The organism is Corynebacterium argentoratense DSM 44202 (assembly GCF_000590555.1).
GTDB lineage: Bacteria > Actinomycetota > Actinomycetes > Mycobacteriales > Mycobacteriaceae > Corynebacterium > Corynebacterium argentoratense.
Genome location: NC_022198.1, coordinates 307,697 through 322,619, shown reverse-complemented (window position 1 = coordinate 322,619; position 14,923 = coordinate 307,697). Strand labels below are relative to the sequence as shown.

The 14,923-nt window shown below is 61.7% G+C and carries 8 protein-coding genes, 1 tRNA gene and 1 pseudogene; 3 read left to right on the top strand and 7 right to left on the bottom strand.

What is annotated here, in order from left to right; translation table 11 throughout:
* Positions 1-39 precede the first annotated feature (39 nt).
* Positions 40-1,536, top strand: coding sequence for a DUF1846 domain-containing protein (locus tag CARG_RS01570; RefSeq protein ID WP_020975635.1), 1,497 nt, complete (start codon positions 40-42; stop codon positions 1,534-1,536).
* Positions 1,537-1,552: 16 nt separating this feature from the next.
* Here CARG_RS01570 and acpS read toward each other — a convergent pair whose 3' ends face one another.
* The 5 genes from acpS to CARG_RS01545 all read right to left on the bottom strand — a co-directional run bounded on the left by acpS (position 1,553) and on the right by CARG_RS01545 (position 12,496).
* Positions 1,553-1,999 carry a holo-ACP synthase AcpS gene (gene acpS, locus CARG_RS01565; RefSeq protein WP_052331934.1) on the bottom strand — a complete coding sequence of 149 codons (447 nt, stop codon included), beginning with the start codon at positions 1,997-1,999 and terminating at the stop codon, positions 1,553-1,555.
* Positions 2,000-2,027: 28 nt separating this feature from the next.
* The gene (locus tag CARG_RS10675; protein ID WP_020975633.1) at positions 2,028-2,369 is read right to left on the bottom strand and encodes a winged helix-turn-helix domain-containing protein; all 342 of its coding nucleotides are present in this window, start codon (positions 2,367-2,369) and stop codon (positions 2,028-2,030) included.
* 1 nt (position 2,370) lies between these two features.
* Entirely contained in the window at positions 2,371-2,685 is a 315-nt protein-coding gene (locus CARG_RS01555; protein WP_328285830.1) for a sensor histidine kinase, read from the bottom strand.
* 139 nt (positions 2,686-2,824) lie between these two features.
* Positions 2,825-11,968 carry a type I polyketide synthase gene (locus CARG_RS01550; protein ID WP_020975631.1) on the bottom strand — a complete coding sequence of 3,048 codons (9,144 nt, stop codon included), beginning with the start codon at positions 11,966-11,968 and terminating at the stop codon, positions 2,825-2,827.
* A 446-nt stretch (positions 11,969-12,414) separates the two neighbouring features.
* A tRNA-Leu gene (locus tag CARG_RS01545) sits at positions 12,415-12,496 on the bottom strand.
* A 63-nt stretch (positions 12,497-12,559) separates the two neighbouring features.
* On the opposite strand from CARG_RS01545, the gene CARG_RS01540 reads away from it, so the two are divergent.
* Positions 12,560-12,940 (top strand): hypothetical protein, encoded by a 381-nt coding sequence (locus tag CARG_RS01540; protein WP_020975629.1) that lies wholly within the window; start codon positions 12,560-12,562, stop codon positions 12,938-12,940.
* A 15-nt stretch (positions 12,941-12,955) separates the two neighbouring features.
* A complete protein-coding gene (locus tag CARG_RS01535; RefSeq protein WP_020975628.1) occupies positions 12,956-13,363 on the top strand; it encodes a DUF3817 domain-containing protein in 408 nt (135 codons plus the stop codon).
* Between the two features lie 187 nt (positions 13,364-13,550).
* On the opposite strand, the pseudogene rdgB reads toward CARG_RS01535, so the two are convergent.
* Together rdgB and rph are read right to left on the bottom strand one after the other, a co-directional pair.
* Positions 13,551-14,174: pseudogene (gene rdgB, locus CARG_RS01530) on the bottom strand (RdgB/HAM1 family non-canonical purine NTP pyrophosphatase); the annotation flags it as partial.
* The gene (gene rph / locus CARG_RS01525; protein WP_020975626.1) at positions 14,174-14,908 is read right to left on the bottom strand and encodes a ribonuclease PH; all 735 of its coding nucleotides are present in this window, start codon (positions 14,906-14,908) and stop codon (positions 14,174-14,176) included. The pseudogene rdgB and the gene rph, both read right to left, overlap by 1 nt.
* Between the last annotated feature and the right edge of the window lie 15 nt (positions 14,909-14,923).

Sequence of the window (14,923 nt, the reverse complement as noted above, 5' to 3'; positions counted from 1 at the left end):
CCGCAACCACCCCCCCTCGAAGGGCTATACTGGCAGAACATGACACAGACTTCCACCGGGTTTAACCGCCAAAAGTACATTGACATGCAGTCCGAGCACATTCTCGCTCGGCGGGAGCAGCTCGGGGGCAAGCTCTACTTGGAGATGGGCGGGAAACTCTTCGACGATATGCACGCCTCCCGTGTGCTGCCCGGTTTCACGCCCGACAACAAGATCGCCATGCTGGACAAGCTCAAAGACCAGCTGGAAATCCTGATTTGCATTAACGCTAAAGACCTCGAGCGTCACAAGGTTCGTGCGGACCTGGGCATCCCTTATGAGGAAGATGTGCTGCGGTTGGTAGATGTTTTCCGCGAGCGCGGATTCCTCGTCGAAAACATTGTGATGACTCAGTTGGAGGATTCCAATGCCATCGCTATCGCTTTCAAGGAACGCCTCGAACGTCTGGGATTGAAGGTCGCTAAGCACCGCATCATCGACGGTTACCCCTCCGACACTCGCCGCATCGTCAGTGACGAAGGTTTCGGCCTCAACGACTATGTTGAAACGTCCCGCAACCTAGTGGTCGTCACTGCTCCCGGCCCGGGTTCAGGCAAGATGGCTACCTGTTTGAGCCAGGTGTACCACGATCACAAGCGGGGTATTGCTGTCGGTTACGCCAAGTTCGAGACCTTCCCCATCTGGAACCTGCCTCTTGAACACCCGGTGAACTTGGCGTATGAGGCCGCAACGGTCGACCTTGATGACATCAACTTGATCGACCCCTTCCACTTGGCTGCGTACGACAAGAAGGCGTCCAGTTACAACCGCGATGTCGAGACCTTCCCACTGTTGAAGGTGCTGCTGGAGGAGATCTCGGGCGCATCGCCTTACCAGTCCCCCACTGACATGGGTGTGAACATGGCGGGTTACGCGATCGAAGATGACGCTGTGTGTCAGGCCGCTGCCCGGCAGGAAATTATCCGCCGCTATTTCAAGGCGCTGGTGGAGGAGCGCACCTTGGAGTTGGACAGCACACTGAGCAATCGCGTTGCCGTGGTGATGTCGAAGGCTGGCATTAGTGTTGCTGATCGTTTGGTTGTTCAGCCGGCACGCGATGTTGCTGAAGCTACTGGCGCTCCGGGTTCTGCGATCGAGTTGATGGACGGCACGATCATCACTGGTAAGACGTCACCGTTGTTGGGTTGTTCGGCTGCGATGTTGCTGAACGCGTTGAAGCATCTTGCGGGTATTGACGCCGCGGTGGATCTGTTGAGCAAGGAATCTATCGAACCCATTACGGAGTTGAAGCTTGCGCATTTGGGTTCGAAGAATCCTCGTTTGCACACTGATGAGGTTCTGATCGCTTTGTCTGTTTCTGCTGGTAGCGACGCTAATGCTCGTGCTACTCTTGATCAGTTGAAGAATTTGCGCGGCTGCGATGTACACACCACCACGATTTTGGGGTCTGTGGATGAGGGTATTTTCCGTAACCTTGGTGTGTTGGTCACCAGTGATCCGGTGTATCAGCGCAGTGGTTTGTACCGCAAGCGCTAAAGCATCATGCGGGAAATTATTGGCTGGTGGGGGCGATAAGACAGACTGCTGTCGCGTAGTCGCCATCATGGCTGATACTCACGCGCGGCAGCCCCAGCCCGCCCTCGGTATAAGCCTGCCCAACACTGCCGCTTAAGCAGTAGCCCACTCTCCCCCACCTATCAGCCACCACCTCAATATCCGACCACACCACTTGCTCCGGCGACAACGGCGGCGGTGCGCCAAACAATGCCTGCTCCCATGCCTTGATGAAGGCCTCTTTCGCGGCCCAACGCCCCGCCAGGTGCTCCGCACGGTTGAGTGCTGACGCCGCGCGTCGCAGCTCCCCTGCACTGAACACTGCCTCAAAGCGGGATCCGGGTTGCGCTAGCTGCCCAGCAAAAGCCGGAATGTGCACTAGGTCGATGCCCACCGTGCCACCGACACCACCGCCGCTACTGCAAGAGCGTCCGCCAGACTGCATTACCATGCCCTATCCCTTCGAAAAGCTTCTACTGCTCGAATCGGTAGCCAACGCTTGGCAAGGTGATGAAGTGCCGTGGGTTTTTGGGGTCGGCCTCCAGTTTCTGCCGCAGTTGGAACAAGTACACCCGCAGATAGTTGGTTTCCCGGTTGTAGTTTTCTCCCACACCGCATGCAGTAGGTCCAGTTTTAGACACGAGGCTGCCGTGGTTGCGGATCAGATCGGGTGACCATTCGCCAGCAATCCGCAGCGCTAATGACGCCGTGTTGGCCGTGTGCACCTCGTAGCTGCGGGCCTTCAAGTTGATGCTGATCGCGTGAGCCAACGCGACGTCATCCTCCACGATGAGGATCTTTTGCGGTGCGTTCACGTCACTCCTGTGGTATCACGGGCTGGTGTTTGGCTGCTTTCAGTGTTAGCACAAACGTAGCACCTCCGGTGGGTGTTGGTTCGTGTTCCAACCGACCGCCCATTTCTTCGACGAAACCCTTGGCGACCGGAATGCCAAGCCCCAAACCGGAGGCACCTGTGTCGTTGAGGCGTTGGAAGGGCACGAAAATGTCGTCGATCTTTTCTTCCGGGATTCCGGGGCCGTGGTCGATCACGCGAATTTCCACGCAGTCTTGCACGGCGCCGCCGGTCAGCAGCACCTTGGAATCCGGGGCGTACGTGCGGGCGTTGATCAGCAGGTTACCCAGTCGGAAATAATTCGACAGCGCGGCACTGGCGCGCTCGGCGTCACAAATGCGTTAAAAACCAACCGCCCCGCGAGACCTTTTGAAACGGTCCCACGGGGCGGTTAAACACTAGCGAATAGATGCTCGGCTAGAGCTCGCTACTGGTGCGCAATACGCCGTCTACCAGGCGCGCAGCCGGATCCAGCAGCACTGCGGCTTCGCGCTCCTTCGCGGCATCACCGCTGGCTCCGAGGTTGCGATCCACGGGGCGGGTGTACAGCGGATCGCCACCATACATCGCCGACACAATGCGGGCGTAACCTGCCCGTTCACGCCTGCTAGCCTGCTCGACATAGTCCGGGTTGACGCGGCTAGCCAACTGCACGAACAGATCCGGGTGAACAATCGCGATCAGCGCAGACACGTGGCCAAAGCCCAAAGAGGTGACCAAGCCGGCCTTAGCTTGGAAGGCCAAGGGCTGACGCAACCACACCAGGTGCTGATGCTTAGCCAATACCGGATCGACGCAATCCAGGGAACGGTTCGGCGGGATCACCCCACCACGCAGCACCTGGGTCAGGCCGATGATCTGGAAAGCTGCGGCACCACCCTTGGCGTGGCCCGTCAGAGTCTTCTGCGAGATCACGAACAAGGGGTTGCCCTGGGCGCGACCCAAGGATGCAGCGATGCGCTCGTGCAGATCGGACTCGTTGGGGTCGTTGGCAGTGGTAGAGGTGTCGTGCTTGGAGATGATCGTCACCTCATCGGCGGACACACCATGGTCGCGCAATGCCACAGCCAGGCGGGACTGCGAGCCACCCTGGGCTGCAGACAGTGCACCCAAGCCCGGCGCGGGGATAGATGTGTGTGCTCCGTCGGCGAAGGATTCTGCGAACGCGACGACGCCGTGGACGGGCAGGCCGAGCTGCGCAGCAACGGAACCGCGGGCCAGCAAAATGGTGCCGCCACCTGCTGATTCGACGAAGCCTGCGCGGCGTCGGTCGTTGGCGCGGGAGAAGTAGCGCTCCTCGATGCCCTTGGCTGCGAGCTCCCCGGAGGGTGCGGTTGCCGCCATGTCGCCGAAGCCGGTGATGCCTTCGATGGATAGGTCGTCGAGGCCGCCGGCGACTACGAAGTCTGCCTTGCCCAGTCGAATCTTGTCCATGCCTTCCTCCACGGATACCGCTGCGGTGGCACAGGCGGCGACCGGGTGGATCATCTGCCCGTAGCCGCCGACGTAGGACTGCATGACGTGTGCGGCCACGACGTTGGGCAGGGCTTCCTGCAGGATGTCGTTGGCGCGGGGTTCCGCCAGCAGACCGTCAATGTAGAGGCTGCGCATGGATTCCATACCGCCCATGCCGGTGCCTTGGGTGGAGGATACGCGGGTGGGGTGGATGGCCCGCATGATCTCTGCGGGGGTAAAACCGCTGGAGAGGAAGGCGTCGACGGTGCAGACGAGGTTCCAGCAGGCGACACGGTCCAAATTGTCGGCCATGTCTGCGGGGATGCCCCACACCTTGGGGTCGAAGCCTTCGGGGATTTGACCGCCGACGAAGCGGCTCATGGCCATGCGGCGGGGCACGCGGACGGCGGAGCCTGCGGGGCGGGTGACGATCCACTCCCCTGTCTCCGGGTCGACGTGTGCGGTGGTACCGTCCTCGGAGTCGACGAAGGTGCGTGCATCTTCCTTGGATGCGACCTGGAAGCTCAGCGGCTGGTCGAGGTAGATGGTGGTCAGTTCGGGGGCGAGGTTGTCGACCATGCCGAAGTCATCGTGGTAGCGGCGCACACCGACGCGTCCCAGAACCTCGTCGTGGAAGCGTGCGTAGATGTCGGCTTCGTCGATTTCTTCACCACCATCGGTGATGACCCAGCCGTTGTCCCAGTTGATCAGGCCCATGGACCAGGCCAGTTCGATCACGCCGGCAGCCGAAAGGTCGCCGGATAGCTCTGCGTCGAAGCGGGTGCGGGAGGAACCGTAGGGGCCGAGTTCGCCGGCACCGACGATGACAACCATCTCGTCGAGGCTGCGGGTTGCGCTGGAGAAGTCCAGGCTGGTTGCTGCTGGCGGCGCGTACGGGTTGGGCAGCGCGGTCAGCACCCGGGTGGGCTCTGCATCTTCGGTTGTTGACGCCGCCTCTGCCGCGCGTTGTGCGTCGCGGCCCAGCTGTGCAAGATCGAGGTCGGCTTCGCCCAAACCACCGGTGAAGTCAACGGTGACGGGGCCGGTAGCGGCCTGTTCGCGCACTTCAGTGGTGACTTGTGCGACGAGCTTTTCGGCCATTTCCTCAGTGGAGTAGGTGGTCACGCCTGCGGCTTCGACGGCGTCGACTAGGGGGTCGTTTCCACCCATCAGGCCGGTTCCGCGTACCCATCCGATGTGTGCGTGGACGAGGCTGGTGCGGTTACCCCACACGGGTTCCGCATACCAGCGGGTGACCAGCGCATCGAGGGCGGCTTTCGCTTCGCCGTAGGCACCATCGCCACCGAAGCGACCACGGTTGGGCGATCCCGGAAGGACGACGTGCATGCGGCGGCCGACGTGGGTGTCGGCGGCGATCTCGCTCAAGCCGGCGATGAGTTTTTCCACCGACCACAACAGCAGGCGCATTTCGTTTTCGGCGCGGGGGCCGGCGTCTGCCAGGGTACCCATGACGCGCGGGGCGGCGAAGGGGAACAGCAGGGTCGGCACGAGTGCCGGCTTGAGCTGCTTCTTCTGCCCATTGACGGTGGCGGTTTGTTCGTTGCCGATCCATTCGATCAGGGCATCGAGATCACCGTAGCTGGACAGGTTCGCGGGGGCCACCCACAGTGCCGCGTTGCCGCGGGCGTTGTTGCGGTACAGGTCCTTGTAGTAGCCCAAGCGTGCATGCCCAAGCGAGCTGGTGGTCACAACAGCCGTTGCGCCCTGTTGCAGAAGGTTGGCCACCACCGATGCGGCGATGGAGTTCGGCGATGCGCCGGTGACCACCGCGACGTCATCAGCCAAAGGCAGGCTGCGGGTATCGCGCGCTGCGGCTGCGTGTGCGCTTAAGCCCCAGTATTCGGCTTGGGCTGCGACGGCTTCGCCTGCTCCGGTGAATGACGCCGCGTCCATCTGTGCAGCATCGACGGCACCGGTTGCCAGGCGGGCGAGGTCTTCACGAGCGGACGCCCAGCGGTCATCCAGCAGAATGGCGCGCTCGGGGGTGAAGGCGCGGCTGACCTGGCGAGGCCAATCGGAGCCCAGTTCGCGGGAGATCAGCTCGAAGATTTTCTCATCGGCCTCGTCCTCGGAGAGGCCTTCGGTCTGCGGCACATGGTTGAGGCCCAACTGCGCCAGGATGGTGCGTGCGGTTTCCGCCAGCACACCAGCCTTGCCGGTGACCTGCTCGGCGAACTCACCCAGCGCGGCGGAATCCACCACGCCACCACCGGCGCCACCTGCGGAAGGCAAGCCCACGGACACGCCATGGTTGGCTGCGACCTGGGCGACCGCGGCGTCAATAAGCGCATCGAGTTCGCCGGCGTTGGAGGGGCTGGCGGGGCTCAAGGTGGCCAGGTCGCCGCCGCGCAAGGATGCGCCTTCGCGGGAACCTGTGACCACAGCTGCGACGACGTGATCGGCCCAGCCCTGGCCAAGCTGCCAGGTGCCCGTCACGCGCTCTGCAACATAGGCGGGGCGTTTGCCCGTGGGGCCGGTGATGCGGCGCAGTGCGTCGGCCGTCGCGTCGCTAAGCACGGGGCCGAAGGCGGTGTAGCTCTTGGCCATCTTGGCCACGGTGACCTTCAGGTCGGACAGTTCAGCGTCGGCGGCACCATCGATTGCGCCCAAGCCGAACTCCACACCCAGGTCGAGTAGCAGCTGGTTGCGGCGCGAAGACACGCCCTCTACCAGGGCCTCGATGCTGTCGGCGGGGGCCATCTGGTCGGGGCGGACCTTCGTCCACAGGGCGACCAGAAGTTCGGTCGCATCTGCGGGGGTGAAGGCGATGTCTGCGGGGCGCTCCCCACCGGCAGGGGCCGCGGGTGCCGCCGGGGTTTCGGGGGTTTCGGTTGCGGCCAGCGCCTGGTTGGTGGTGTGGTGGGCCTCGGCCACCGGGGCCTCTTGCTGCTCTTCAACAATGACGTCGCGGGTGACCTCATCGCTTGCAAACACAATCGCGCGCTCACGTTCGACGTTGAGCACCTCCACCGACGCAGCCTTCGCCGCATACTGCGGCAAGCGCAACGTCTGGCCCATCATGTTCGCAATCGTCGGGGCAGAGCCCACGCCGACCTCAACAAAACGGTCCACACCGTGTCCGCCCAGGGTGGTCAACGCCAAATCTTGGGTCTCGATCCAGCGCACGGGGGATGCAAACTGCCACGCCAGCAACTCAATCAACACGGTGCGGGCGACACGCTGCACCTCAGGATCATCCTGATCCTCCAAACCGACAACCTGATCCCCACGTGAGGCGAAGAACTCCGCGGCGTCATCAAGCAAAGGCGAATCCACAACCTCGCGCATGGCGTCGACGAACCCAAGCGACAGCTCGAACGGGCGGGCCACAAGGTTAGGAATGTAGCGGCCCAGCAGAACCTCAAGGTCGATGCGATCCGGCAGCAGGCTGGTCAGGTGCTCGCGGAAATCAGCGACACCATCGCGCAGCACACTGGAGTGGAAGGGCACGTCGATGCCGGGGATCATGATCAGCGCGCGCTGGCCTGGGGCCTTCGACTCCGCCGCAGCCCCCAACGCCTTCAGGCCAGCAACCGTGCCGGCCACCGCGTACTGCAGACCGGCCAGGTTGTAGTTGACGATCTCCAAAAACTCCCCGGACTGCTGCGACACCTGGGCGACAAACTCCGCGACGTTATCGGCCGTCAGACCCATCTTGTTCGGGCGCAACGCTGCAAGACCATAGTTAGAATTGCCCTGCTCATCGCGCTCGACAAGGCGGTGCATGGTGAGGCCGCGGCGGTAAACGATCTCCACCACCGACTCCAGCGACAGCACGCCCGCGTAGGCGGCCAAGGCGTTGTATTCGCCCACCGAGTGGCCGGCAAAAAACGCCCTCTGATTCAGGGCAGAGGCCTCGCGCATCTCCGCCACCTGCGCCACACCCAAAGTAGCCATCGCGACCTGGGTGAACTGCGTCAAAAACAGCACGCCCTTCGGGTGGTGGAAACGCTCCCCTTGCACGACAACCTCAACCGGGTTGTTCCGCACGATCTCCAGCACGCTGAAGCCCAACTTGGCGCGGGTGTGCGCATCCGCACGATCCCACACGCCGCGGGCAGCAGCGGAACGACCATAGGCGTCCATACCCATGCCCTGGGATTGGATGCCCTGACCGGGGAAAGCATAGAAGGTGGTAGGCGCCGCCATCACGGCCGTAGCCTTCAGCACAAGGTTGCCGTCGACCGTCGCGGTGACCTCGCGGACTTCACCGCAGCCCGGTCGGTTGTCAACACCTGCGCGCTCCACCACAAACTCGATGCGCGCACCGGGCAGGATCGGGGCGAGCATGGTGGCTGTGTATTCCACCACGCGGCTAGCACGGGTTGCGGGGCCCTGCTCTCCGACATAAGCACCGGCGGCGATCAGTTCCGCGATCGCAGAGGTCCACATGCCGTGAACGATCACACCCGGCAACCCGGCCAACGCGGCCGCAGTATCGGAGACGTGGATGGGGTTGCGGTCGCCGGTAACGATCGCGAAACTCGTCATATCCTGCGGCGCAGTCACAGATGCCTGCGCGCGGAAGGAACGCGGCGTGTCCACCACGCTCGGCAGAATAGAAGTATTGGTGCGGGCAACAGCCTTGCCGCCGCGACCACGGATGGCGAAACGCTCGCTCAGTGTTGCCACCGGCTGGCCATTCTGGCTCAGTCGGGCGCGGACAACGACGATGCGCCCCATGTCCGTATCGCTTACTTCCTCCGCACGCGCCTCAATATCGACGCTCGTGCCAGCTGCCGGCAGGGTCTCTTCCACCAGCTTCAGGTGGTGCTCCAGGTGCACCAGCGACAGCATGCCTTCAACCACTGAAGCTGCGTCCGTACCCGGGATCACGGCAGCCTTCACAGCCGCGAACACCGCCGGCCACGCCAAGCCCACCAAGACATCGGGTGCAGTGCCGCCCGCCCGGATCTCACCCGGCAGGAAGGACTGCGTCACCGTGTTGTACTGGGCGATCAGGTCCTCAGTGATCTGCGCCTGCGCGCGTGCCACCCCACCCTCGACCTCCGCCAGGGTTCCACCAGCCGCAACGCGGGTGAGCTCGCCCATTGCGGCCTCCGCGTCCTCCTGGGTGACCACCGGCACGACGTGCGGCTGGGAGGGATCAGCCGTCAAACGGATCCGCAACAGAGCACCGCCAGTAGTGCCAGCGCCCCCGATCGGCGCAATCAACTCTGCATGCGTCTCATCCAGGGCACGCAGTTGCGCACCCGTGGCCTGGTGCACAGCCACAGTACCCGCGCCGGCGCCGTCCCCCGCGGCGTCATTAGTGATAGTCCACTGGCTGGGCTCGCCAATGCGCGCCACCAACGACCCAGTGTTACGACCAGCCCAGAACGTACCCGGCGCATGCAACACATGGGTGACGACGTCGCGCGCCTCAATCCCCGCAGCATCTACCTGTGTCTCATCCGACTGCGCCGCCAACGCCTGCACACGCTCGGCAGAGACATCACAGAAACGCTGCAACAGATCCGCAACCGGCTCATCCTTCACGGTGATGCCAGCGACAGCCTCCGTACCAGGGATCACGCACACCTGATCGGCGTCATAACGCGGATCCTGCGCCTGCCACAAAGAATCCGAACGCCACCAACGACGCACATCCTTATCAATGACCGGCACAAAATTCACCGGCTTACCCGGGGTGCGCGCAAGCTTCACAAACCACGCCACATCCGCCGGATGCAACAACTGCGTCGCCGCCTGCGGGTAGAGCTCCTCCAACCGATTGATGACGCCGCGGGGCTCACCCGCCACATCAACCTGCGCGTCAAACTCGCCCTTATCCTGCGGATTCAGGCGAGCCTCCGCACGGGCAACCATCTGCTCAAAACGACGCTGCCAACTAACATCCACCCAATTCGGGTACTCCTCGGTAGGGCCAGACAACTCAAGGTAACGGCCCAACCACTCGGCATAAGTCATCGCCTCAAGGTCACCAAAATAGGGCTTCGCAGTCTTGCCGATAGCCTCAATAATCTCCGCGCGCCGGGCCGTAACCGCGGTCTCATCCCCCGCGACGTCATCAAGCAAACGCCCAGCCTTCGCCGCAGAATTATCAATCTCGTGAATATCCGCACCCAACTGCGAACGGCCAGACGCCATGCCATTTTTCGCATGCCCCGCGCCAACCCACTCGTCAATACCTTTAGTGTCAACCAGCAGCTGCTTCACAGAATCACTAGTCTTGGCCTCTTTACACGCCATCGTCACGGTACCCAACAAAATGCCATCAACCGGCATCAACGGGCGATCATACGCACGCGCCCACTCACCCGTGATGTAATCCGCAGCGCGCTCCGGCGTACCAATACCACCACCGACACACAACACAACGTTGTCACACGCGCGGATATCAGCATACGTCGCCAACAGCAGATCATCCAGGTCCTCCCACGAGTGGTGGCCACCAGCGCGGCCGCCCTCCACCTGAATAATGATCGGAATACTCGGCACCGCACGAGCAACCGCCAACACATTAATAATCTGCTTGATCGCACCGGGCTTGAAGACAACCCACGGGAAGCCCGCAGCACGCAGCTCGTGGACAAGCGCCACGGCCTCGTCATGCTCCGGCATACCGGCGGTGACCACAACGCCGTCGATCGGGGCACCATTCGCACGGGCCTTCGCCACCAGGCGCTTGCCGCCGATCTGCATCTTCCACAGATACGGATCCAAGAACATAGAGTTGAACTGGGCATTCACACCCGGCTCCAACAGCTGCTGCAGCTTCGCCAGGTTGCCCTCGAGGATCTCCGGAGTCACCTGGCCGCCACCAGCAAGCTCCGCCCAGTGGCCAGCATTCGCCGCGGCAGCAACAATCTCTGGGTCAACAGTCGTGGGCGTCATACCCGGAAGCAGCATCGGGGAACGCCCCGTAAGCTCAGTGAACTTTGTGACCACACGAGTACGTCCATCCACCTGCTCCACACGCGGCGCGAAACGCGACCACGCAGTCGGCAACTCCAACGGCTGACCCAAATCAAACAAACGGGCCTGCCCCTCAGCGGAATCAATCGCGAAAGAACCAACACCCAAACCAGCAACAATTGGGGCGGTGAGCATATCGACACCGCCACCCGGGCCGACGTCAAAAATCCACCGGGCACCGGCATCAACAGCACTATTGACATCAACAACCCAATCCACAGGATTGACTATGACATCCTCGGCGATACTGCGCGCCAGATCGGCATCCAAGCCACACGCCTCGGCTAGCTTGACCACGCGATCCACTGCAGGAATCAACGCAGTGTGGTGGAAACCCACCTGCACATTCAACGGAATAAATGTCGGATTAAACGGAGTGCCCCCCTTGAGCTTGTCCGCAATCGCCTGCGCATCCTTGGCCGCCCACGCCGCCAGCACATCCTGAACCCGCGCGACGTCATCAGGCGTGCCCACCAGCACATAAGCATCGAAACCATTACGCAGACCAATCTGCGGGCGCAACTCATAGCCTGCATCAAACAGCTGATCAATCGCAGCCTGCAGCTTCTCGCGGCTAATACCCTGGATCAGCAACATCGGCATCGTGCCCTGCTGCTCAACATCACCATTCTGGATCAAACCGACCTTGCGAGCCTGGTGCGCCACGCACACACCAACCAGCTCCGCGATCGCCAAAATAGGCGCCGGATTCAGCAGGTCAGCGAGCAAATGCTTGCCCAACACACCCTGCGAATGGCCAATAGCAGCCACCGCATTTTCAATCGGCAACCCCTGCGCCTCCAGGTTGTTCAATACCGCCAACTGGGACACAAAAATGCCCGGCACACTCACCGCAGCCTGCGCGAAATCATACGTAGGCGCACCCTCCTGCTGCATGGCCTTCGCCCAATCCACCGGCGCGAAACCAAAGGGACGAGAGGCAGCAACCTCAGCGGCAACGGGAGCAAGCAGATCGCCCGCGGCGTCAACAATGTCTTGAACATCACTACCCGCCCCAGCGGCAGTCGCCTGCGCCAAGGTGGACAGCCAATCAAAACCCTGGCCCGCGAAAGCCAAAGCGAAAGGCTGGCTGCCCAGGCGATCCAGTAGTCGGTCAGTTCCAAAAGCGTGCAGATTCGTGGTCACGGTGAAAGTCGTCTCCCATGTGGTTGTTGTTCTTTACTTTTCCGCAGCGTGCGTGTTCGCCGCGGGTTGTCGCAGCGTGCGGGCTGGTTTTAAACCTTTCGACTTCCGAGCGTTGCCGTTGTCTCGCTAGCGCGAGATACAGAACATGACGGATGCCTCAAGTTTTAACTTTTCCACTATTGCATAAAACTTGAGGGAATAGTCATATTTTGTGCAGCCTTCGTCATTTTCGTGAGTCATCTAACATTGATGCCACCCGACGGCGCCTGCCACACTTGCCACATGATGTAGCCCCACACCCCAACCACAACCGCGCCCCCAACCACAACCAGCAGCCAACCGCGCCCCACGGCCGCCCCACGCCACACCGCGTGCGGCGGCCGGCACGCGGCGAGTCAACGCAAGCACAAACCCCGCCGGCACAAAAGTACCGGCGGGGTTAAAAGTGCGCCTGGGGAGACTTGAACTCCCACGTCATAAGACACTGGAACCTAAATCCAGCGCGTCTGCCAATTCCGCCACAGGCGCCTAACGCACTACATACTAAACCACTAAGCGACTACCGCACGCAAACGGGTATCCTTGGATGTCGTGAATCCCAACAAAACACAGAAGCAATCGCACCCGTGGCGATTGCTCGTCGTTGTGCTCGGCGTCATCGCCACCCTGGGGTTAGCGTGGTGGCAATGGACTCGGTTCCAATCCGGCTCTGGCTCCTTCCAAAATCTAGGCTATGCCCTCCAGTGGCCAGCCTTCGGCGCATTCTTCATCTACGCCTACAAAAAATTAGGCGAATACGAAGACGAGGTGCGGCTCACCGGCATGTCCCCCGTCGAACGCCAACAGCAACTCGATGCAGAGCGCGGAGTCGTCACCGAACTTGACGCCTCTGTGCTGCCGGAACGTCCCACCATCGATGTAGAAACGTTCAACAAGATCAACACACCGACGCGACGCAAGCGCGGACACTAGCCCTAAGGATTAATCATGACTAACACCGCTAACTCACAACCCAATAACCTCGAGCCCACCCCCGCAACGACAGCCGACGGTGTCCCCATCACGGAAGACCGCCAGCGACGCGTCTCCCAAGCCCTCACCCTCTTTAGTGTCGCTGCTTGGGTCACTGGTATTTGGTTGCTGATCCTCACCGGCCGAATGATCCTTGAATACCTCGTCGGTATCGATATGCCTGCATGGACGCGCATCATCGGGCAGCTCCACGGCCTGTTCTACATGCTGTACCTCGTTGCCACCCTCAACCTAGGCACGAAGGCACGCTGGCAGCCTGTCCGATGGATCCTAACCGCCCTTGCCGGCACCATCCCCTTCTTGTCCTTCGTCGTGGAGCACAACCGCCGCAAGGAAGTTCGCGCCCAATTCCACCTGGCCTAAGAAGCCTCACTGCCCCCGCTCCTAGAAAGAGTTCCCCCCGAGGAGGACTAGCGAAACGCTAGTCCTCCTCGTTGCCCTTAGTGTTGGTGTCTTTGTCTTCGCCTTGCGCTTCCTCAGGGGTTACGACAGCTAAAGCACCATCATTGTCGGGGGTTGCACCCTCGCCCTTGTGTTCGGCAGCCCGTGCGAGCTCTGCCAGGGCCGGCACCAGCGCAGCCAAAGCCTTGCCCCGGTGTGACAGGGCGTCCTTTTCCTCCGCACTCAACTCGGCGGAGGTACGCGGCTTGTCGTCCGTGCCGGCCACGCGTGCGTCTTCTTCTTCGGGAATGAACAGCGGGTCGTAACCAAAGCCATTGTCGCCTGTTGCTTTGCGGACTAGTCGGCCCTTCCACACGCCCTTTTCCAGGTACTCGTCGCCCTCGGGGGTCACGACGGCACACACAGACACAAACTGGGCGGCACGGCGTTTGTCCGGAACATCGGCCATTTGCGCGAGCAACAGTTCATTGTTGGCCTCGTCGTCGCCATGCTTGCCGGACCAGCGTGCGGACAATACTCCGGGCATGCCGCCCAGTTCGTCCACGCTCAAACCGGAATCATCCGCCAAGGTGACCAGCCCGGTTTCCTTCGCCCCTACTCGCGCTTTGATGAGCGCGTTGTCGGCGAAGGTGCGCCCGTCTTCGACGGGTTCAGGGTAGCCCAGCAGGTCCTCAGAGGACACCAGCTCAATGCCTTCAACCCCTGCAGCCTCTAAAACCCTGGCGAGTTCTTTGAGCTTTTTGGCGTTGTGTGTTGCGACGTGAAGCAGCATTAGAGTGCCTCCGCCAAAGCTTTGCGCTGTAGCTCAATCAATTGCATGCAGCCAGCGGTTGCGCTGTCGAGCATGGCGTCCAGCTGTGCGCGATCGAAGGTCCCGGCTTCGCCTGTACCCTGCACTTCGACAAAGCTTCCGGCAGCATTCATCACGACATTCAAGTCGACTTCTGCGCGAGAGTCTTCTTCGTAGGGTAGGTCCAGGCAGACACGGCCGTCGATCACACCAACGCTGACTGCGGCCACGGGGTCAAGCAGTGGGTTTCCAGGTACGACGCCGCGTCGCTTCAGCTCTGCAATGGCGTCCGCGAGCGCCACGTAGGCACCGGTGATGGATGCGGTGCGGGTGCCGCCGTCGGCTTGCAGCACGTCACAGTCGATGGCGATGGTGTTTTCGCCCAGCTCGGAGAGGTCCACAGCTGCACGCAGGGAACGCCCGACCAGTCGGGAAATCTCGTGCGTGCGGCCTTTGACCTTGCCCTTCATGGATTCGCGGGGCATGCGTTCGTGGGTGGCTGCGGGGAGCATGGAGTATTCGGCGGTCAGCCATCCTTCACCGGAGCCCAGTTTGAACCGCGGGATGCGTTCTTCCACGGATGCGGTGCACATGACGCGGGTGTTGCCGAACTCCACCAGGACACTGCCGGCGGGGTTGGAGGTGAAGTTGCGGGTGATGCGGATGGGGCGCAGTTCGTCTACTGCGCGTCCGTCTGCGCGTTGAAAATCAGTCATGGCCTCCAGGCTACC